Origin of the sequence: Rhizobium sp. Leaf311, assembly GCF_001423445.1 — a bacterium.
Taxonomy (GTDB): domain Bacteria; phylum Pseudomonadota; class Alphaproteobacteria; order Rhizobiales; family Rhizobiaceae; genus Agrobacterium.
Genome location: NZ_LMNZ01000001.1, coordinates 404876 through 423744, shown reverse-complemented (window position 1 = coordinate 423744; position 18869 = coordinate 404876). Strand labels below are relative to the sequence as shown.

Here is an 18869-nt window from a genome sequence, read left to right as displayed (position 1 = left end):
TCGCTGGCCTCGACGAGAAAGTGCTTATGGCGGATTTTGTAGCAGTCATTCGCAAGGCCGTGGATGGCTTGGCGAACAATACTCCCGAAAACCGGGCAAAGGTGTACGACAAGGCGCGTAGCGCAGTCGTGCGCCAGCTCGAGAACATGAAGCCGCGCCCGCCAGAAGAGTTGTTGAAGCGCCAGATCCTCAAGCTCGACACGGCGATTGCCGAGGTGGAGGGCGAATATTCCGAGGCGCTTCCCGCGGCCGATGAGGACGAGGATGACGCTTATGTGGAGGCGGCGGCACCTGTCGCAGCACCCGCTTCACCAGATGTCTCCTCTCCCTATTACGAGGACGAGGTTGCTGCCGAGCAGCGCCATGAGGAAGAAGAAAATCCTCGCTACTACCAGGAGCCTGAGGCACCGGTAGCGGAGGATCATCAGCAGGACTATGCGGCCTACGAGCAGCCCGCTGAAGAAACGCAAACACCTCATGCCGAGGCGTATCGCGCCGAAGACGCCTATGTGGATGACGAGCCGGCTCACCGGCAGCCGCAGCAGGAAGAGACCTCTTCCTATTTCACCCATGAGCAGGAAGAACCACACTACGCCCACGAGCCGGAAGAAACCGTTGCTGCGCCTCATGCGGATACGGTCGATGAGGAAGATCACGCCCATGCAAACTGGGCTGGGCAGGATACCGTCCAGTCAGCAGACTGGGCTCACCAGCCGGAAGAACAGGCCTACAGGAGCGTAGACGAGGAGCCGCAGCAGCCCGAAGCGCGAACGGATGAGAGCGACGTCTTCCACGACAATCCTGCGCAGCCATACACAGCAAGCTACGCCGAGCCATCGCCATATTATCAGGATGTAAATCCTGAGCCGGAACCTGCCGAGCAGCGCAATGACGCGGTGCATTTTGGTGAGGCGCCGACATTCTCCGACGACGATTACCGCCGCGCCGACGCCGAGCCGAAAAAACAGTCGGCAGCGATCGTGGAGGATTACTCTACCTACTTCCAGGACACGGCGCTCGATCTGCCGCCAAAGACCAGCCCGACCTTGCCGCGTGCCGATGACGATCCATTTGCCCCGCAAGCGGGCAAGAAGGATGATGCGGAACGCACGCCATGGGACGATCTTGAAGAGCTGATCGGATATGACGGCAAGTCCGGCAATGGTTCCGGCAGTGCCGACCGGGGCGATTTCGAATCGGGTCTTGCCGCAGACGGCATTCCGGCCTCCGCATACCGGACGAAGAAGAAGCCTCGCCGCAACTTCGCAGCGATCGCGCTTTCTCTCTGCGGCGTAGCCATTCTGGCTGGCGGCGCTTATGCGCTTTGGATCAACCGAGATGCGCTGAACGATATGGTAGGTGGCCTCGTCCAGTCTGCACAGACCGGCTCGACGTCTACGCAGCCGACGGAAACCGCATCCAACCAGCCTGCGACGCCTGCAACGACGACCACGCCTGCACAATCCGGCAATGGTAGCCAGACGCCTGCCACCCCGACACCTGCGGCGGTTGATGATGGCTCCGTTACCGGCACGAAGTTCACCCAGCGGCTTATGGCCGATGGCAGTGAAAAGGATGAGGGTGCTGGTCCCGGCGTAAACGGACAACCCGTTACCGCCGAAGGACAATCCGTCTATCAGCAGACCGAAGCGGCCCCTCCTGCGACGGGACAGACCCCTCCCGCAGCAACCTCGACGGCGGCCACCGGTGCACCTGCCCAACAACCAGCTGCCGCTGCTTCCGGCCATCGCATGTTCCTTTATGAGGAAGTTCTTGGTCAGACGGTGCCGACCGCTATCGAAGGAACGGTATCCTGGTCGCTGCAGAACGAGCAGGACGCCAATGACAAGCCGTCGCCGACCGTACAGGGCCAGATTACAATCCCCGGACGTGGCCTTAGCGCGCTCATCACCTTCAAGCGCAACACGGACCCGTCGCTTCCAGCCAGCCATCTCGTGGAAATCGTGTTTTCCGTCGGGACCGGCTTTGAGGGCGGCGCGATCGACAGTGTTCAGCGCATAGCCATGAAGAGCACCGAGCAGGATCGCGGTAACGCCCTGATTGCCGTGCCAGCAAAGATCACTGACGATTTTCATATGATCGCGCTGAATGATTTCCCGGATGCGCTCAAGACAAATCTGGAACTGATGCGCACGCGTGACTGGATCGACATTCCGGTTTCATATCGCAATGGTCGCCGGGCATTGCTGACCCTGCAAAAGGGTGCCGATGGCAAGGCGGCATTTGACAGCGCGCTGCGCGAGTGGAGCGCAGCGGTCCCCGCAACCGGCCAGTAAGAGCAGATTATCAATAAAGAAAAAGGCCCCAAACGGGGCCTTTTTTAATGACGTGAAGCGTGGAGGTTACGCGTCTACGACGCGCAGGGCTTTCGCAGCCTCGAGTGCTTCCTTCTGCACCGCTTCCTGAACCTTCTCGAAAGCACGAACCTCGATTTGGCGTACGCGCTCGCGGCTGATGTCAAATTCGGTCGACAGATCTTCCAGCGTAACAGGGTCTTCCGACAGGCGACGCGCCTCGAAGATGCGGCGCTCACGGTCGTTTAGAACGCCCATAGCCTTTGCCAGCATCCGGCGGCGTGTTTCCAGTTCGTCCTGCTCGATCAGCACGGCTTCCTGGCTCTCGTGGTCATCCACGAGCCAATCCTGCCACTGACCGGCTTCACCTTCTGCCGCGCGGATTGGAGCATTCAGTGAAGCATCGCCGTGAAGGCGACGGTTCATGGAAATGACTTCCTCTTCGGACACCTGAAGCTTGGTGGCGATTTCGGTGACATGCTCTGGCTTGAGATCGCCCTCGTCTATGGCCTGGATCTTGCCCTTGAGGCGGCGCAGGTTGAAGAACAACCGCTTCTGGTTGGCGGTAGTACCCATTTTCACCAGCGACCAGGAACGCAGGATATACTCCTGGATGGATGCCTTGATCCACCACATCGCATAGGTCGCAAGACGGAAGCCACGCTCCGGGTCGAACTTTTTGACCGCCTGCATCAGGCCGACATTGCCCTCTGACACGACTTCGCCGATGGGCAAGCCATAGCCGCGGTAGCCCATGGCGATCTTTGCAACGAGACGAAGATGGCTGGTGACGAGCCGATGGGCGGCATCGCGGTCGCCATGCTCGGCATAGCGTTTGCCAAGCATGTATTCTTCCTGCGGCTCCAGCATCGGAAACTTGCGAATTTCATCGAGATAACGATTGAGACCGGCTTCACCGGCAGTAATGGATGGCAAACTATTGCGGGCCATAAAGCACCCCCTTATCTTTGTTTTAGGTCGGTTCCCCTTTCAGGCAAACCAACGTTGCGGGTCGGTTTTTCTCGACCCCGCACGAACCCACGTAACAAATATGTATTGCGCACACTTGTTTCAAGCGCACGACTTGCAGTCGCGCGTCTGGAACCAATGGCTATGTGCTCTACCAACAGCTCAGCGATTAATTCGTTCCGAAAAATTCACACATTCTCCCGCCGCTCAAAGGAGCGTGAAGCCGCGTGATATCACGGTTGAAAAGATTGCTTTGGGGCCGTTGAGCGCGAATCTCGCCTCTCAACCGGCTTCGGCTTCAGGCCCGAAGGGCTGACGCCAAAGCCTCCATATCATCTGGCATATCCGTTTCGAACTCCATGACCTCACCGGTACGCGGATGTTCGAATGCCAGCAGATAGGCGTGGAGAGCCTGGCGTGGAAAAAGATTGACCACATCTCTGGCGTGATCGGGCAGCAGATTGGCCTTGGTGCGGAAAGCCGCGCCATATTCGGGATCGCCGATCAGGGGATGACCAATATGGGCCATATGCACGCGGATCTGGTGGGTGCGCCCGGTTTCGAGCCTGCATTCCACCAGCGAGGCAAGACAAGTCGCATCCGGCTTTTCGTGATATCGCTCGATAACGTCGTAATGGGTGATCGCCTCTCGGGCGTCATTGGAATCCTCGTGCTTCACGGCGCGCTTGGTGCGGTCTGCACCACGCCCCAAAGGCGCGTCGATGGTGCCGCGCAGTGTCTTCGGACGACCCCAGACAATTGCCTTATAGGCACGCTCCAGAGGTCCGGTGCGTCCGTGGTCGGCAAATTGCGCGGCCAGATGCCGATGCGCATTGTCGTTTTTCGCAACGACCATGACGCCGCTGGTTTCCTTGTCCAGCCGGTGCACGATGCCCGGACGTTTTACACCGCCGATGCCCGACAGGCTGTCGCCGCAATGGTGGATCAGCGCGTTGACGAGGGTTCCGGTCCAGTTGCCAGCGCCGGGATGCACGACAAGACCCGCCGGTTTGATGAGGACGATCAGATCCTCATCCTCATATTCCACCTCAAGCGGAATATCCTCGCCCTTGGGCTCGGGGTCTTCCGGCTCCGGCATGGAAATCTCGATGCGGTCACCGGGGTGGACCTTCTTTTTCGGCTCGGTTGTGACTTTCCCGTTTAAAAGGACGACACCCTGCTCGATCAGCGCCTTGATGCGGCTGCGGGACAGATCGCCCCCAACCTCGCCGGCCAGCCACGCATCCAGGCGCCCTTCGGCGTCGTCACCCGCAATCAGCTCTTTCCTTGCGTCTCCGCCTTGTTTAAAGGGGTCGTTCATTCTTATTTTCCGATCAATCCAGCAATGCCCAAGGATCCCGATGACGCAGATCGAGCAAGACGAACAGGAAGACAAGCCGTTAGATCCGGCCATGGAAAAAGTTCGCCGCAAGATGATCCGTTTGCAGATCGTGTCGGGGTCCGTAATGTTTATCAGCCTTATGGCTGTCTTCGGAGCCGTTGTCTACAAGGCGATGGGCCCGTCACGGACAGCGCCAGCGGCAAGCTCCAGCGGCGGCGCAGTCGTGCCCGCAGATGCGCCGGTGGCCGCAACCGCCAGCCTGCCACAGGGCTTTACCATCGAAAACGTGTCCTTTGCCGGTGGCGACATGCTGTTTTACGGACGGCTGGCAAATGGAACGCGCAAGGCGCTGGTCTTCAACGTGCAGGCAGGCCGTTTCGTGGCCGACATCACCATCGATGCGCGTTGATCGTGTCCCTGCCATCATAAGCGAGGCCGACGATCCACGCATCGCCGCCTTTCGTGATGTCAAGGAACGAGACCTGACTGGCCGACAGGGCCGGTTCATCGTTGAAGGAACGGTCGTCCTTCGCATGTTGGCGGCGGCGCACGTCAAGGGCGATGCGTTTGAAGCGGAAAGCATTCTCATCCTTGAAAACCGGCTGGCCGGGGTCGAGGATATTCTGGCGCAGTTTCCCGCCGAGGTACCCGTCTATGTCGCCAAGGCATCCGTGCTGGACGCCATTGTCGGCTTCCACCTCCACCGGGGCATTCTGGCACTCGGGAAACGCAAGACCTCGTCAGGCATGCTGGACACCATCCGCCAGCTGCCAGCCTCTTCGCTGGTGCTCGCGGGCTGCGGCATTTCCAATCACGATAATCTGGGTGCCATGTTCCGCAATGCCGCAGCATTTTATGCCGATGCCGTGTTCCTTGATGCCACCTGCTGCGATCCGCTCTATCGTAAATCCCTGCGCGTATCGGTGGGCTCTGTCCTGTCGGTGCCCTATCACCGCGGCGGCGGCGCGATAGAGATGCTGGAAACATTGGCCGCCGAGGGCTTCGACATCTGGAGCCTCTCGCCCGCAGGCACCACGGAAATCCGCCAGATCCCGGCGTCACACAGGATGGCGCTTGTCATCGGCACGGAGGGGGATGGCCTGCCGGAGGCTGTGTTGTCGCGCTTCCATACCGCCCGCATTTCCCAATCTCCGCAACTGGACAGCCTGAATGCCGGGACAGCGGCCGGATTGGCGCTCTACCAGATGGCCGCTGCCATGGAACGGCTTTGAAGCAACTCCAGCAAAAGTGTGCCACGGCGGTGGAATGAATATTCTAACAAGAGGTTAATGCGCGGCATTTGCATTAACCTTGTCTCAAAACCGACCGTTAAGATTTACACTTTAGTAATGCGCGGAACGAGAGGTTTCGCGATGCGTGGCGTATTTGTCGTCGTTCTTCTTTTGACTGCCCTGGCAGGGTGCGCGACGCCTCCGTCGCAGATCACCAATGCCTGTGCGATCTTCGAACAGCGGAACGGCATATTCAACAACTGGAAAAAAGATGCACAGGCTGCAGAACGCGAGTTCGGGGTGCCGGTGCCGGTCATGATGGCAACCATCTACACCGAGTCCAGCTTCCAGCCCTATGCGCGCCCACCCCGCAACAAAATCTTCGGCTTCATTCCGTGGGGACGCAAGTCATCGGCCTATGGCTATGCGCAGGCTCTCGATGGCACCTGGGCGGTCTATCAGAGCGAAACCGGGCGGTGGAGCGCCAGCCGCACCGATTTCACCGATGCAATCCACTTCGTCGGCTGGTATCATGCCAAGAGCAACCGCCAGAATGGCATTGCGCTGAATGATCCCTATAACCTCTACCTCGCCTATTATTCCGGCCACGCTGGATATTCCAAGGGCGTCTGGCGCAACAACATCGCCATCCAGAAGGCAGCCCGCCGCTCTGCCAACATGGCCATCCGCTATGAAAAGCAGCTGCAGGATTGCGGCTACCGGTAAGCGTGGCCACGCAAGGTCGCGCGTCGACTTACCGCCATGCTCGGGCCTGACCCGAGCATCTGCCACCGATCCATTTTTGCAACATGAGAAAATCCTCGGCTTAAGGCCGAGGATCGCGACCGGCTTATAGGTGAGGCACCAGAAAGGCCTTGGCAGCTTCGATCTCGTTGCTGCGGATTTCATGGCCGCCAGAATGCCATTCCATCTCCACAGTGCCGCCCTGAGCCTTCAGATAATTCGCCAGCCCATTGGTTAGCGGTACCGGACAAATCGGATCACGTTCACCTGCCGTTATCAACACGCGTCGGGTGTCAGGCGCTGGTGCGGGCTTAGGCTCGAACCGGATCAGCGGATGCATCAGCACGGCGGTATCGACCAGATCGGGGAACTCGATCAGGACATTCGCCAGAATATTGGCTCCATTGGAAAAACCCAGACCGATAACCGCACCTGCTTCATGCGCATCGCGGTGGGCAGCAATGAAGGTCGCCATTTTCTGGGTGGCGCGATCAAGGTCGGCCATATCGTAAACGCCCTCCGCCGTTCTGCGGAAGAAACGCGCCGCACCGTGCTCCGCAACATCGCCAAGCGGCGAGACCACGGTTGCGTCGGGCAATAGCTGTGCGCCAAATTCGAAAAACTGGTTTTCGTCGCCGCCAGTGCCGTGGAAGACGAAAAAGACGGGTTTGCCCGCAGAACCGGCGCGCAGCTTGTGGTGATAAAGATTTCTTTTCATGCCTGTCTCCTCAACGGCCGCCGGCATTCGCGCCGGCCGGTCGTCTGCCATTGCCCTGAATTCAGTCTTCGAGCGGTTCCAGATGCTGTTCCAGCGTCGCACGCAGATGGGCATGCTGTGTTGGCAGTTTCAACGCTTCGCCCAGATGCGCGGTATCCTCGTCCCGGTCGAAGCCGGGTTCGTTGGTGGCAATCTCAAACAGCACACCACCGGGCGTGCGGAAATAGATCGCCCAGAAGTAATCGCGGTCGATGACCGGCGTGACCTGATAACCCGTATCCATCAGCGCCTTGCGAACTTCCAACTGTGTCTGTCGGTTATCGACGGCAAATGCCAGGTGGTGGACAGAGCCCGCGCCAAGGCGCGCACCGGAAATATTGGGCATGGTTTCTATATCGATGACATCGGCACCATTGCCGCCGGGCATTCCAAGCCGCAAGACGCCATCGCGCCGGTCAACCTCCTCATAGCCCATGAACTTCAACAGTTCAGCTGTTGCGCCTTCGTCCTGCAGCCGAAGCGACGCACCCTGGAAACCTCGGATTGCCTGATCTTCCCCAACACCATTGGCCGTCCACTGGGCGCGCGCATCGTCCTTTACCTCAACCATGGCAAAACCATCGCCATCGGGTCCGGCAAAGTGAAGACGCTTGTTACCAAAGGCCTCATCGGTTTTCAGACCATCGACATTCGCCTTGGCCAACCGGTCCTGCCAATAGCCAAGCGAGCCTTCCGGCACGGAGAACAATGTCGTTCCGACCTCGCCGGTGCCTGGGCGACCACGCGCAATATGCGGAAACGGGAAGTAGGTCATGACGGAGCCTGGCGTGCCAACCTCATCGCCGTAGTAAAGGTGGTAGACATCAGGCGCGTCGAAATTGACGGTTTTCTTCACACGGCGCAGACCGAGCGTGTCGGTAAAGAACTCGTTGTTGCCGCGTGCACTTGCCGCCATGGATGTGACGTGGTGAAGGCCCTTGATCTGGTTCAGCATCTGAAAACCCCTAAAGCTTGTCTGGGATCGCGGGAAGCGATGCCCTTCGTTCATGGGGTGAAGATGGTGCAGATTAGGTCGTTCGGATAGACGGGACGCTCAGAACGCATCGTTCTCAATTTGGAAACAATGAAGGCGATTGTTCAGAAAGGACAAGCCGCCTCAGTGATCGTCATTGGCCCCTCTGACCCAATAGCCAGCAGCGACGAAAGCCTTTTTATCCAACCCGGCCTCATCGGCCAGAACCTTCTTGATGGCGCGAGCCTCGTCCTTTTCGCAGCCAACGAACACATGCAGCCCATCCTGCTTTTCCCAGGAATGCTGACGCAGGGCCTGTTGCAGCAGGCCTGCGGTTCCGGCTGGCTGCCCTCTGCGGTAGAGCCAGTTCCAGCTTAAGTCGGCGTTGGAGCGCACATCCTGCTGCTCACCTTCATTGTCTACCTCGGCATAGACCGTGACAGTCTTGCCCGCTGGCATTTCCGCAACCATGCGCAACATCACAGGCAGAGCCGTTTCATCGCCTGCAAAAACATAGTAATCCGCCTCTGGCCTCTCACCGCCGGGCCCGACGATGCCGACGATATCGCCCACCGCAGCGGTCGCGCCGAAATGTGCGCCGGGCATGTTGTCACCCTCATGCATGACGAAGTCGATATCGACCTCGGCACGTTCCTTGTTGATGGCGCGAATTGTATAGACTCGACGCGCCTGCTCGTCCTCGCCTTTGGCCCAGACGATCGCCCCCGTCTTGGAAAGATGCGGCCAGACGGGCGTGCGGGTCTGATCGGGCAAGATCAAAAGGCGCACATGCAAGCCACCCGCCGCCAACCGCTCAATGCCGTTGTCGACAGCAAAGACGACACGGCGCATTCTCGGTGTCAGATTATAGGAGCGCACCACGCGGCCAACAAAAAGATTGGGCAGCTCGCGAAGATCGGAACCGTGCCCTTCCCAGCGAAAATCCAGAGATGTATCGCCGGTGAATTCGACGATGTGTTCCGCAACCATGGCCTTGACGGACAGCAACACGTTTTCGGATACGCAGTTGATGCGCGCCGCAAAGCGCCCCTCTTCGGCGCTCAGCGTGCCGTTGCCATAATCGGCCTCGAAATGCACCGCCTGCCCTTCCCGAGTCATCGTCATATGCTCGTTAAAATGCTCATGAAAAGCATCGACGATTGCCGCCGGATCGGGAAGTACAACAGAGGTCTGAGCAGACAGAAACGTCACCGGCCTAAATCCTTCAATTTATAGTCCGGTTATCTTTTAGATCAGGATTTTTGAAAGTGCAAAGCCGTTTTTGCACAATTTCTCAGGTCAGGCCTCGTCCGGAAGCTGCCAGTCAATGGGCTCTTTTCCGTGCTCCCTCAGAAAGGCATTGGCCTTGGAAAAATGACCGTTTCCGAAAAATCCGTTATGGGCCGATAGCGGCGACGGGTGAGGAGATTTCAGGACCAGATGTTTGTCCTGATCAACGAAGGCGGCCTTCTTCTGTGCATAGGAACCCCAGAGCAAAAAGACGACGTGGTCACACCGGTCATTGACGGTTCGAATGACGCTATCGGTAAATTTCTCCCAGCCCTGACCCTGATGCGACGCCGCGCGGGCTTCCTCGACCGTCAGAACGCTGTTGAGCAACAGCACGCCCTGCCTCGCCCAGCTTTCGAGAAAGCCGTGCCTGACGGGGCGAATACCGAGATCGCTCTGCAATTCCTTGTAGATGTTGACGAGCGATGGCGGAATGCGAACACCCGGCTGCACGGAAAAACACAGGCCATGCGCCTGGCCCGCGCCGTGGTAGGGGTCCTGCCCGAGAATGACGACCTTGACGTCATCCAGCGGCGTCAGGTCCAGGGCGCGGAAATACTCGCTGCCTTTCGGGAAAATCTGCTTGCCCGCATTTTTCTCGGCCAGCAGAAAATCCTTCAGCTTCTGCATGTAGGGGCTGGCGAAATCCGCCGAAAGCGCCTGTTTCCAGCTGTCTTCCAGTTTGACGCCTGCCTCTGCCATGAAGATCATCCCGATTTATTTGAAGCGGTTGCTGCGCTCAAGAACTTCGATCTTGTACCCATCCGGGTCGCAGATGAAGAAGTATTTCGCAAAGGGCGCGCCCTTGTATTCGGCGTTGACGATCTTGCCGACGGAAAGACCGAGTGCGACCAGACGCGCATGTTCGGCATCGACATCGTCAACGCTGACCGCGATATGGCCATAGCCATCGCCCAGCGCATAGGGCACTTCGCGGCCCTTGTTGATTGTCAGCTCCAGCTCGAAGTCACCTTCGGCATTGCTGAGATAAACCAGCGTGAATGTCTCGAACTCGAAACGCTCCGCGATTTGCAGACCGAAAGCCTGACTGTAAAAACCCACCGAACGCTTCTCGTCCAGCACCCGGACCATAGAGTGAATAAGCTTGGCCATGGTGTTTCCTTCTTCTTGCATCGTGGTGGCCCGCTTATGCTGCAGGCATCGGGGCAGGCAGATAACGGCTGACAACGAGAGTTTCAACCCTTGAAGCCCCTCGAAGACGCATAGCAGGCAATCACGCCAGCACCCTGCACCATGGGATGATACCCACTATCATGACATTGAAACTCATGATACCGGCAGTCATGCGCATCTTGTATCTCTGTCTTGGCTGGCTCATGGTTGCCACCGGCGTCGTCGGTGCATTTCTGCCCGTTCTGCCAACGACACCCTTTCTTCTGATTGCGCTCTGGTGCTTCTCCAAATCATCGCCGAAGCTGGAAGCATGGCTTCTGAACCATCCCAGATTTGGGCCATCCCTGCGCAACTGGCGGGAAAAAGGGGCCATTCCGCGCAGGGCAAAAATTGCCGCAGTGTCTTTGATGACAGTGAGTTACGGCATTTTCTGGTTTACAACTGAACCAACGCCGCTCAGAGCCGGCATCGTCGCCGCCGTAATGCTCGGGGCAGCGGCATTTGTCGTGACACGACCCGATCCGTAAACCCGATGCGAAGAGCCGTCAGCGGTGGCGTGACTGTGGCAGGATATAGGGAATATGGGCAGCAGGTAGCCTGCCCACCGTTCCACCAATGCCATAGACCCGGGCAATCGTCTCGTCATTGATGGTTTCCTGCGCGGGGCCACAGGCGGTGGCCCGCCCGCGATGCATGACGATAAGTTGATCGGCAAATTCAGCGGCAAGATTGAGATCATGCAGCACGGTCAGCACGGTGCCGCCGCTCAAGGCGAAATCGCGCGCCGTTTCCAGAACGGAGATCTGGTGGCCAAGGTCGAGGCTGGAGGTCGGCTCGTCGAGCAAAAGGGCGCGGGGCTGCCCATCCTCCACGGCTTGCGGCACCTGCGCAAGGGCGCGGGCGAACTGCACGCGCTGTTGCTCCCCGCCGGAGAGCATGTTGTAGGAACGCCCCTCAAATCCGGCAAGGCCGACCTTTGCCAAAGCCTGACGCGCCTGCACTTCCGGCTGGGTCGAGCCTTGCGCAACTGCACCCATGCGAACGATTTCCAGCGCTGTGAACGGAAACGACAGCACCGTGCTTTGCGGCAAAACGGCACGAACACGCGCCAGCTCTGCAGGCCTGAACAATCCAACGTCGATATTGCCATAGGCAACGCTGCCCGCATCCGCTCGCATCTCTCCCGACAGAACCTTCATCAGCGTTGATTTGCCAGCCCCATTTGGGCCGATGATGACGGTAAAGCTTCCGGGCTGAAGAGAGATTGTCACGTCATCCAGCAATCTGCGGCCGGAGCGGCTGACGGTAACACCGTGCGTGGTAATCATGCAGCGTTCCTCAATCCAAGACCATTGCCACGGCCAAGCAGCAGAAACAGAAAGACCGGCGCACCAATAAGAGCGGTGACGACACCTATCGGGAGTTCGGCGGGTGCGGCTACGGTGCGGGCAAAACTGTCTGCCAGCAACAGCAACCCTGCCCCGCCGATCGCCGATGCCGGTAACAGAAAGCGATGGGACGAGCCGATGACCAGCCGCAGAAGATGCGGCACGACAATGCCGACGAAACCGATGGAGCCCGCCGCAGCCACACTCGCTCCACAGGCCGCAGCAACGGCGAGAATGACGATGCGCTTCAGCCTCTGAACGGGGATGCCCATGTGAAACGCGGCAGCGTCACCAAGGATGAGGGCATCCAGACCCTTCGATACGAAGGGAATGCTGGCGAGAATGGCAAGGCAAAAGGGAAGCGTCGTCCAGACCTTCATCGGCGTTGCGCCACCCAGCGAGCCAAGGCTCCAGAAGGTGATGTCGCGCAGGGCGCGGTCATCGGCAAGGAAGATCATCAGCCCCATCAGGGCCGCGCTCAGCGCAGCCACCGCAATGCCTGCGAGAATGAGAAGTCCGGTTGATGTTGTGCCGTTGCGGGTGGCGATCGCGTAAAGCAGCAGCGTGTTGCCAAGACCACCGAGAAACGCCATGAGCGGCAGGAAATGCACTCCGAAAAACAGCGAAAGCGGAGCGAGAACGCTGCCGCCGAGCGCAAGTGCGGCTACGGCAAACAGGGCCGCACCGGATGTCACACCGACAAGACCCGGATCAGCCAGCGGATTGCGAAATAGCCCCTGCATCATCGCGCCAGAGACAGCGAGGCTGGCGCCGATCATGATGCCAAGGCCCGTCCGCGGCAGGCGGACTGCCTCAAGAATAACCCGGTCGCGCGCCTCCACGGCCTGTGCTCCGCCGGAGAAATACAGCCACAGTTCCGACAGGCCAACGCCGGTCGGACCGCTCGCCAGAGAAACGACGCAGGACACGAGCAGGAAAATGCAAAGGGCGACAATGGTGATGACGCCCCTGCGCGAACGATCGCCGCGTACAGGACCTGCGACCTCTGTCATCATTGCGACTGTCACGGCTTGACGACCTCTGGGTAGAGTTGCGACGCCAGTTCCCGGCCCGCTGCGGGCGTGCGTGGGCCAAAGCCGATGAGATAAAGCCCATCCATGCTGATCAGCGCGCGCGATGCCGCAGCCGGGGTAGACTGGAATGCAGGAAGGGCAAATATCTCATCTGCCGTCGCAGCATGGTCGCCGCGCTGCATGGTCAGCACGACATCGGGAGCCGCCGAGATGACGGCTTCATCGCTGAGTGGCTTGTAACCGGCCACATCAGCGGCAGCGTTTACTCCACCGGCAAGCTCAATGATGGCCCCGGCTTCGGTATCCTTGCCAGCCGCCATGATGCGCCCGCCCGCCGTTGAAAGAACGAAAAGCACACGCTTCTTGGTGCCGACGGCGGCAACGTCGCTTTTCAATGCGGCAAGCCCCGCCTCGACGTCATCCGCAAGTGCCTTGGCCTTTTCGGAAAGCCCAACGGCTGCGCCAATATCCTCGATTTTGCGGGAAATCGCGTCGGCCTGCGGCGGCGTATCGATGATGACCATCGGCACCTCACTGGCCTTGAAGATGCCGATCACATCAGCCGGGCCTGCACCGTCTTCCGAAAGGATGAGGTCTGGCTTTTGCGAGAGAATGCCCTCGGACGACAGGGCCCGCATGTAGCCGACATCAGGCTTTGCCAGCACTTCGACGGGATAGCTGCTGGTGGAATCCCGTGCGATGACACGGTCTCCGGCACCCAGCGCATAGAGAACCTCAGTCACCGTTCCGCCGATGGCCACGATCCTGCTGGCTTCGGGATTACCCTTTTCAGACGCCTGAGAGAAGCTTGGCACAGCCGTCAGCGCGAGTGGGAGGGCAACGGCGGCGAAAGCGAAAGATCGAAGTGAAAGCGACATGACGTGATCCTGAACAATGCGGCACACGACGGTCTGTGCGCCATATAAGTGGAGTTATTTACACATCTTTAAAAACAGCACAATCCGATAAGTTGACTATTTTCGTTATCTTTTATATCTCGGCTCCCAAGGGTAGCATTCCGGCATTCTGGAGCTGCCAGTCTGAAAGGGAGACAATCCATGTTTATTGCCATGAACCGATTCCGCGTTGTGCCCGGCTTTGAAGAGGCATTCGAAACCATCTGGCGTGATCGCAAGCGGCATCTGGCAGAAATGCCCGGCTATCTCGAGTTTCACATGCTCAAGGGTCCGAAGGCGGAAGATCACACGCTGTATGCCTCGCACACCGTCTGGGCGACCAAGGACGATTTCACGGCGTGGACGAAGTCCGAGCAGTTCCGCGCTGCCCACGCCAATGCGGGCAACAACAAGGGCAAGGTCGAGTATCTCTCCGGCCCGCATTTCGAAGGCTTCGACGTCATCATCCATGAAGACAAGGACGGTCAGGATCGTCCGGTTGCGGCGTGAGCCAGACCATGGGCGCGATAGCGGAAACAACCGATGAGCGGCGAGAGCGTGCCAAGGCTGCACTTGCCGAAAAGCCCGATGGCGTGGTCGAAGCCATTGCCTCCAAGGCGGAGGTGACGCCAGCCGAAATTCTGGCACTGCTGCCGCAGGGAGCAGCCGTCTCGGCTCCCGCCGGCACATTCAGCGATATCTGGACCGAGTTAAGGTCCTGGGGCGAAGTTCTGATGATCGTTCAGACGCCGGATATCGTCTTTGAAGTCCCCGGCCACCTGCCGGAAGGCACGGAAGGGCATGGCTGGTTCAACATTCACGGCGATAGCCCCATTGGCGGGCATATCAAGAAAGACAATTGCGCCTCGATCACCTTCATCGATCGCGACTTTCATGGACGGCGGTCGCTTTCCGTCTGGTTCATGAATGCAGGCGGCAGCGCCATGTTCAAGATTTTCGTTCGCCGTGACGAAAACAAGGAATTGCTGGCCGATCAGGTCGTGAAATTCGAGACCTTGCGCAACCGCTTCGTCAACTGAGTGCCTCAACGCCGCCGCGAACCCGTCGGCGGCGTTTCTCTCCCTACCGATCGCTCCTGCTTTGAACAGCCGATGTCGCTTCCGGCATGTCCCGGCAGTCTGGCCATGCCCTATGAATTCAAGGCATTGGAACCGGATGTGAATTGGCGGGCAAGAGACTTTGCGCTTTGCTTCGCCTGCGCTATAGGCTTGGCGAGACATGATGAGGACACCCATGACGACCTATGTATTGACCGTAGCCTGCAAATCCAAACGCGGCATTGTCGCAGCCATATCGGGCTATCTGGCGGGCAAGGGTTGCAACATCGTCGACAGCTCCCAGTTCGATGATCTCGAAACCGGCAAGTTCTTCATGCGCGTCTCCTTCATTTCCGAGGAGGGCAAGGAAATGGCCGACATCGAAGCGGGCTTTGCACCCATTGCTGCCGAATTCGGCATGGCGGCCAATATCTACAGCGATGGCGAACGGACCAAGACCCTGCTCATGGTGTCCCGCTTCGGGCATTGCCTCAACGACCTGCTCTATCGCTGGAAGATCGGCGCGCTGCCGATCGATATCGTCGGCGTGGTTTCAAACCATTTCGACTACCAGAAGGTCGTCGTCAATCACGACATTCCCTTCCACCACATCAAGGTGACGAAGGACAACAAGCCGAAGGCGGAAGCGCAGCTTCTGGACCTGATAGACAGCAGCGGCACGGAACTCGTTGTGCTTGCCCGCTACATGCAGGTGCTGTCGGATGAAATGTGCCGCAGGATGTCCGGGCGCATCATCAATATCCACCACTCCTTCCTGCCAAGCTTCAAGGGTGCCAACCCTTACAAGCAGGCCTATGAGCGCGGCGTGAAGCTGATTGGTGCGACCGCCCATTATGTCACCGCCGACCTCGACGAAGGCCCGATTATCGAACAGGACACCGTGCGCGTGACCCATGCCCAGTCTCCCGAGGACTATGTTTCGCTGGGCCGCGATGTGGAAAGTCAGGTGCTGGCGCGCGCAATTCACGCGCATATCCACCACCGGACCTTCATCAACGGCAACCGCACCGTGGTCTTTCCACCCAGCCCCGGCTCCTACGCATCGGAGCGAATGGGCTAAACCCCACTCTCTGCTGGGCAGGATTGTCGAACTTTATTTCCAGCGCGCAGCAACCGAGTAGCTTTCGTGCCCGTTTCTCTGGTGTTGTTAAACATCAGAGGCTTTCCTCATGAAAAAGATAATCATTGCCAGCGCCGCGCTTTTCCTCGCGGCTGGATCGACATTTGCCCAGCAACCACTACCGCCACCAGCCCCCGCCCCGGGCGAGGCTGGTCAACAGGCCGATGCGCCACCACCGCCCCCTCCGCCGCCAGGCGCTGGCCCTCGCACTGACGCGCCGCCGCCTCCGCCACCCCCGCCGGGACACGGAATGCGAGATGCAGGCCCCGGCGATGGCGGCCCACGCGATCGCATGATGATGCCTCCTCCGCCACCGCCGCCGCCTCCATCGAAGGGCGCTCACTTCCGCCTTGAAGACGGTGAGAGAAAGATCGAGATCAAATGTGCAGACGACGAGCCAATGAAGGCTTGCGCCGACATCATGATGCAGTTGATCGACAAGATTAACGAGTAATATGCGTCAAAACTGCCTGAAGCGTCGCCCGCGGCGGCGCTTCAGGTGAAGCGCACGATGGCCTTCAGGCCCCTGCCGGAAGCGCCCTCTTCCAGCGCCAGCCGTCCGTTAAACAGGGTGGCAATCTCTTCCACGATGGCAAGGCCTAGCCCCGCGCCGGGTGCCGTGTTGCCATCCCCCCGGGCAAAGCGTTGCCGCACCACGTTCCTCTTTTCCTCTGGAATCCCCGGGCCATTGTCTTCCACCAGAAGAAACGCTACCCCATTCTCGCGACCGACGCGGACTGTTACCTCCGCACCGCGCCCGGCATAGGCAATGGCGTTGCTGATGAGATTGCCGAGCAGTTCGCCCAACAAAAGCGGCTCGGCACCAATGCTGACGGCCTCCATCTGCTCAAAACCAAGATCGATCCCCGCATCTGCCGCGACTGGCACATATTCGGCTGTGACCGATTGGGCGAGAGATGCAAGATCGACATCCACAAGGCTTTGCTTTTCGCCAGAGCCTGCGGCATCGATATTGGCCATGCGCAGAAGCTGGGCCAGTATGTGTTCGGCATGAGCAACCGAGGCATCGCCCTTCTTCGCCGCCGCCTGCGCCTCTTCCAGAGTGGAGGCTCTTGCCGAGAGGGCAAGCTGCGTGCGGATGATGGCAAGCGGCGTTCGCAACTGGTGGCTGGCATTGCCGGTAAAATGCCGCAATGCATCGAGCGCCGATTGCAGCCGCACCATGAAGGAATTGACCGTTTCAACCAGATTCTCCACCTCGACAGGCACGGACTGGCGAATGGGATGCAGATCATTCGGGCTACGCTCGCCGATGGCCTCGCTCAGGCGGTAAAGCGGCCGGAGGGAAATGGTCACCGCAATCCACACGATGATGGCAGCGCCGACAATCATGAAGAGCAGGCGTAGCGCAGAGCGAATGATGATGGCTTGCGCAAGGCGGCTGCGCGCAATCGTGGTCTCGGCTACGGTGACGGAAAATGGCACCGAATTGACGCCCGTGGAGGCAAACCGCGCAATTGCGGCAACCCGGATCGGCTCACCCCGAAATTCTGCATCCATGAAAGTCGGCGCATCGCTGCGCGCCTTTTCCACCGAAGGCAAATTTTGATAGCCCGTCAGAAACTGGCCGTTGGGGCCGTCGACACGGTAGAAGACCCTGTCCTGCGCCGCCGATGTCAGCATCTCCAGCGCCACATAGGGAATATCGACCTCCAGCGAGCCGTCTTCGGATACGACGACACGCTCCGCAATGGCAAGCGCGGACCCTGAGAGCACGCGGTCCGATACGATATTGGCGGTATTGGTTGCCTCGCGATAGGTATCTGCCAGGGCGATGCAGCCGATGATCGCGGTGGAAATGAGAAGCCAGCCGAGCAGACGCCGCCTCAGCGAATAGGCGGCCTGCCTCATTCAGCCATCTCCGGCAGCTTTTCCAGATAATAGCCGATCCCGCGTGCGGTCTTGACCGTCAGCCCATGCGGCCCCAGCCGCTTGCGCAGGCGGCTGACATATTGCTCGATGGCGTTGCCCGAAAGCTCATCGTCAAAGCCCGTGAGCGACTGGACGATGGCCTCCTTGGCCACCACCTTACCGGCACGCATGAACAGCACCTCCAGAAGCGCAACTTCCCTTGCCGGAATGTCGAGCGGATGACCATCGGCTGAAAATGTTCGCGATGTCAGGTCGAACGACACCTTACCGAAACTGACCAGCGATGATCGCAATCCGGCATTGCGGCGCAGAAGCACCCGCACCCGCGCCTCGAACTCGTTGATGTCGAAGGGCTTGATCATGTAATCGTCTGCGCCCAGATCCAGCCCCTTGACCCGTTCTTCGGGTGATCCGCGCGCCGTCAGGATCAACACGGCGGCCTTATCCTGGCGCGCGCGCATGGAGCGCAGCACGTCAATGCCATCCATTTCGGGCAGGTTGAGATCGAGAATGACGAGATCGAAATTTTCCGCAGCGATGGCCGCATAGGCTGATGCCCCATCGGACACCACATCCACAGCATAGCCGCTCCCGCGCAAGAGCGCCGAAAGCCCTTCCGACAAGATCTGGTTGTCCTCGACCAGAAGAATCCGCACGCTGTCGCCCTCCATTCGGCGCAAATTTATCGAAGCCTTTCCGTCTT

General features: G+C 59.1%; 21 protein-coding genes. 9 read left to right on the top strand and 12 right to left on the bottom strand.

The window, feature by feature from the left end; translation table 11 throughout:
* Positions 1–26 precede the first annotated feature (26 nt).
* Positions 27–2297 carry a hypothetical protein gene (locus tag ASF69_RS02025; protein ID WP_062584823.1) on the top strand — a complete coding sequence of 757 codons (2271 nt, stop codon included), beginning with the start codon at positions 27–29 and terminating at the stop codon, positions 2295–2297.
* A 66-nt stretch (positions 2298–2363) separates the two neighbouring features.
* On the opposite strand, the gene rpoH is transcribed toward ASF69_RS02025, so the two are convergent.
* Together rpoH and ASF69_RS02015 are read right to left on the bottom strand one after the other, a co-directional pair.
* On the bottom strand, positions 2364–3266 hold the full coding sequence (gene rpoH / locus ASF69_RS02020; RefSeq protein WP_062584821.1) for an RNA polymerase sigma factor RpoH: 903 nt from the start codon (positions 3264–3266) through the stop codon (positions 2364–2366).
* A 316-nt stretch (positions 3267–3582) separates the two neighbouring features.
* Positions 3583–4605: an RluA family pseudouridine synthase gene (locus ASF69_RS02015; protein WP_062584819.1), complete on the bottom strand. Its 1023-nt coding sequence runs from the start codon at positions 4603–4605 to the stop codon at positions 3583–3585.
* 40 nt (positions 4606–4645) lie between these two features.
* On the opposite strand from ASF69_RS02015, the gene ASF69_RS02010 reads away from it, so the two are divergent.
* The 3 genes from ASF69_RS02010 (at position 4646) to ASF69_RS02000 (ending at position 6584) form a co-directional block, all read left to right on the top strand.
* Positions 4646–5035, top strand: a complete 390-nt coding sequence (locus tag ASF69_RS02010; protein ID WP_062584817.1) for a hypothetical protein — start codon at positions 4646–4648, stop codon at positions 5033–5035.
* Positions 5025–5858, top strand: a complete 834-nt coding sequence (locus tag ASF69_RS02005; RefSeq protein ID WP_062584815.1) for an RNA methyltransferase — start codon at positions 5025–5027, stop codon at positions 5856–5858. The genes ASF69_RS02010 and ASF69_RS02005 overlap by 11 nt, the downstream gene beginning before the upstream one ends.
* A 141-nt stretch (positions 5859–5999) precedes the next feature.
* Complete coding sequence (locus ASF69_RS02000) at positions 6000–6584, top strand: transglycosylase SLT domain-containing protein (RefSeq protein ID WP_062585588.1); 585 nt, start codon at positions 6000–6002, stop codon at positions 6582–6584.
* Positions 6585–6708: 124 nt separating this feature from the next.
* Here ASF69_RS02000 and ASF69_RS01995 read toward each other — a convergent pair whose 3' ends face one another.
* From ASF69_RS01995 to ASF69_RS01975, 5 genes are all read right to left on the bottom strand, one after another.
* The gene (locus tag ASF69_RS01995) at positions 6709–7320 is read right to left on the bottom strand and encodes an alpha/beta hydrolase (RefSeq protein WP_062585587.1); all 612 of its coding nucleotides are present in this window, start codon (positions 7318–7320) and stop codon (positions 6709–6711) included.
* 61 nt (positions 7321–7381) lie between these two features.
* Positions 7382–8314, bottom strand: coding sequence for a VOC family protein (locus tag ASF69_RS01990; protein ID WP_062584812.1), 933 nt, complete (start codon positions 8312–8314; stop codon positions 7382–7384).
* Between the two features lie 162 nt (positions 8315–8476).
* Entirely contained in the window at positions 8477–9544 is a 1068-nt protein-coding gene (locus ASF69_RS01985) for a DUF2218 domain-containing protein (protein ID WP_062584810.1), read from the bottom strand.
* Positions 9545–9631: 87 nt separating this feature from the next.
* Complete coding sequence (ung, locus tag ASF69_RS01980; protein ID WP_062585585.1) at positions 9632–10324, bottom strand: uracil-DNA glycosylase; 693 nt, start codon at positions 10322–10324, stop codon at positions 9632–9634.
* 15 nt (positions 10325–10339) lie between these two features.
* Complete coding sequence (locus ASF69_RS01975; protein ID WP_062585583.1) at positions 10340–10735, bottom strand: VOC family protein; 396 nt, start codon at positions 10733–10735, stop codon at positions 10340–10342.
* Positions 10736–10926: 191 nt separating this feature from the next.
* On the opposite strand from ASF69_RS01975, the gene ASF69_RS01970 reads away from it, so the two are divergent.
* A complete protein-coding gene (locus tag ASF69_RS01970) occupies positions 10927–11283 on the top strand; it encodes a YbaN family protein (RefSeq protein WP_062585581.1) in 357 nt (118 codons plus the stop codon).
* Positions 11284–11301: 18 nt separating this feature from the next.
* Here the strand turns inward: ASF69_RS01970 and ASF69_RS01965 are convergent, their stop codons facing one another.
* Genes ASF69_RS01965 through ASF69_RS01955 form a run of 3 tightly spaced genes read right to left on the bottom strand, consistent with a single transcriptional unit; the run spans position 11302 to position 14056 of the window.
* Positions 11302–12084 (bottom strand): heme ABC transporter ATP-binding protein, encoded by a 783-nt coding sequence (locus tag ASF69_RS01965; protein WP_062584809.1) that lies wholly within the window; start codon positions 12082–12084, stop codon positions 11302–11304.
* On the bottom strand, positions 12081–13172 hold the full coding sequence (locus ASF69_RS01960; protein WP_062584807.1) for an iron ABC transporter permease: 1092 nt from the start codon (positions 13170–13172) through the stop codon (positions 12081–12083). Before ASF69_RS01960 ends, ASF69_RS01965 begins: the two co-directional genes overlap by 4 nt.
* The gene (locus ASF69_RS01955; RefSeq protein WP_062584805.1) at positions 13169–14056 is read right to left on the bottom strand and encodes an ABC transporter substrate-binding protein; all 888 of its coding nucleotides are present in this window, start codon (positions 14054–14056) and stop codon (positions 13169–13171) included. The genes ASF69_RS01960 and ASF69_RS01955 overlap by 4 nt, the downstream gene beginning before the upstream one ends.
* Before the next feature lie 180 nt (positions 14057–14236).
* Between ASF69_RS01955 and ASF69_RS01950 the strand changes: the two genes are divergently transcribed.
* The 4 genes from ASF69_RS01950 (at position 14237) to ASF69_RS01935 (ending at position 16727) form a co-directional block, all read left to right on the top strand.
* Positions 14237–14584, top strand: coding sequence for an antibiotic biosynthesis monooxygenase (locus ASF69_RS01950; RefSeq protein ID WP_062584802.1), 348 nt, complete (start codon positions 14237–14239; stop codon positions 14582–14584).
* An 8-nt stretch (positions 14585–14592) separates the two neighbouring features.
* Positions 14593–15114 carry a heme utilization cystosolic carrier protein HutX gene (gene hutX, locus ASF69_RS01945; RefSeq protein ID WP_062585579.1) on the top strand — a complete coding sequence of 174 codons (522 nt, stop codon included), beginning with the start codon at positions 14593–14595 and terminating at the stop codon, positions 15112–15114.
* Between the two features lie 214 nt (positions 15115–15328).
* Complete coding sequence (gene purU / locus ASF69_RS01940) at positions 15329–16213, top strand: formyltetrahydrofolate deformylase (protein WP_062584799.1); 885 nt, start codon at positions 15329–15331, stop codon at positions 16211–16213.
* A 109-nt stretch (positions 16214–16322) separates the two neighbouring features.
* Complete coding sequence (locus ASF69_RS01935; RefSeq protein ID WP_062584797.1) at positions 16323–16727, top strand: hypothetical protein; 405 nt, start codon at positions 16323–16325, stop codon at positions 16725–16727.
* Positions 16728–16768: 41 nt separating this feature from the next.
* Here ASF69_RS01935 and ASF69_RS01930 read toward each other — a convergent pair whose 3' ends face one another.
* Positions 16769–18145, bottom strand: a complete 1377-nt coding sequence (locus ASF69_RS01930) for a sensor histidine kinase (RefSeq protein WP_062584794.1) — start codon at positions 18143–18145, stop codon at positions 16769–16771.
* Positions 18142–18822, bottom strand: coding sequence for a response regulator transcription factor (locus ASF69_RS01925; protein WP_062585575.1), 681 nt, complete (start codon positions 18820–18822; stop codon positions 18142–18144). The genes ASF69_RS01930 and ASF69_RS01925 overlap by 4 nt, the downstream gene beginning before the upstream one ends.
* Between the last annotated feature and the right edge of the window lie 47 nt (positions 18823–18869).

Excerpts from the sequence above, each read along its gene's own strand:
- ASF69_RS02015 (WP_062584819.1), bottom strand. The coding sequence starts at position 4,605 with ATGAACGACCCCTTTAAACAAGGCGGAGACGCAAGGAAAGAGCTGATT.
- ASF69_RS01935 (WP_062584797.1), top strand. The coding sequence starts at position 16,323 with ATGAAAAAGATAATCATTGCCAGCGCCGCGCTTTTCCTCGCGGCTGGA.
- hutX (WP_062585579.1), top strand. The coding sequence starts at position 14,593 with ATGGGCGCGATAGCGGAAACAACCGATGAGCGGCGAGAGCGTGCCAAG.
- ASF69_RS02010 (WP_062584817.1), top strand. The coding sequence starts at position 4,646 with ATGACGCAGATCGAGCAAGACGAACAGGAAGACAAGCCGTTAGATCCG.
- purU (WP_062584799.1), top strand. The coding sequence starts at position 15,329 with ATGACGACCTATGTATTGACCGTAGCCTGCAAATCCAAACGCGGCATT.
- rpoH (WP_062584821.1), bottom strand. The coding sequence starts at position 3,266 with ATGGCCCGCAATAGTTTGCCATCCATTACTGCCGGTGAAGCCGGTCTC.
- ASF69_RS01965 (WP_062584809.1), bottom strand. The coding sequence starts at position 12,084 with ATGATTACCACGCACGGTGTTACCGTCAGCCGCTCCGGCCGCAGATTG.
- ASF69_RS01990 (WP_062584812.1), bottom strand. The coding sequence starts at position 8,314 with ATGCTGAACCAGATCAAGGGCCTTCACCACGTCACATCCATGGCGGCA.
- ASF69_RS01975 (WP_062585583.1), bottom strand. The coding sequence starts at position 10,735 with ATGGCCAAGCTTATTCACTCTATGGTCCGGGTGCTGGACGAGAAGCGT.
- ASF69_RS01950 (WP_062584802.1), top strand. The coding sequence starts at position 14,237 with ATGTTTATTGCCATGAACCGATTCCGCGTTGTGCCCGGCTTTGAAGAG.
- ASF69_RS01955 (WP_062584805.1), bottom strand. The coding sequence starts at position 14,056 with ATGTCGCTTTCACTTCGATCTTTCGCTTTCGCCGCCGTTGCCCTCCCA.
- ASF69_RS02025 (WP_062584823.1), top strand. The coding sequence starts at position 27 with ATGGCGGATTTTGTAGCAGTCATTCGCAAGGCCGTGGATGGCTTGGCG.
- ung (WP_062585585.1), bottom strand. The coding sequence starts at position 10,324 with ATGGCAGAGGCAGGCGTCAAACTGGAAGACAGCTGGAAACAGGCGCTT.
- ASF69_RS01930 (WP_062584794.1), bottom strand. The coding sequence starts at position 18,145 with ATGAGGCAGGCCGCCTATTCGCTGAGGCGGCGTCTGCTCGGCTGGCTT.
- ASF69_RS02005 (WP_062584815.1), top strand. The coding sequence starts at position 5,025 with ATGCGCGTTGATCGTGTCCCTGCCATCATAAGCGAGGCCGACGATCCA.
- ASF69_RS02000 (WP_062585588.1), top strand. The coding sequence starts at position 6,000 with ATGCGTGGCGTATTTGTCGTCGTTCTTCTTTTGACTGCCCTGGCAGGG.
- ASF69_RS01995 (WP_062585587.1), bottom strand. The coding sequence starts at position 7,320 with ATGAAAAGAAATCTTTATCACCACAAGCTGCGCGCCGGTTCTGCGGGC.
- ASF69_RS01970 (WP_062585581.1), top strand. The coding sequence starts at position 10,927 with ATGCGCATCTTGTATCTCTGTCTTGGCTGGCTCATGGTTGCCACCGGC.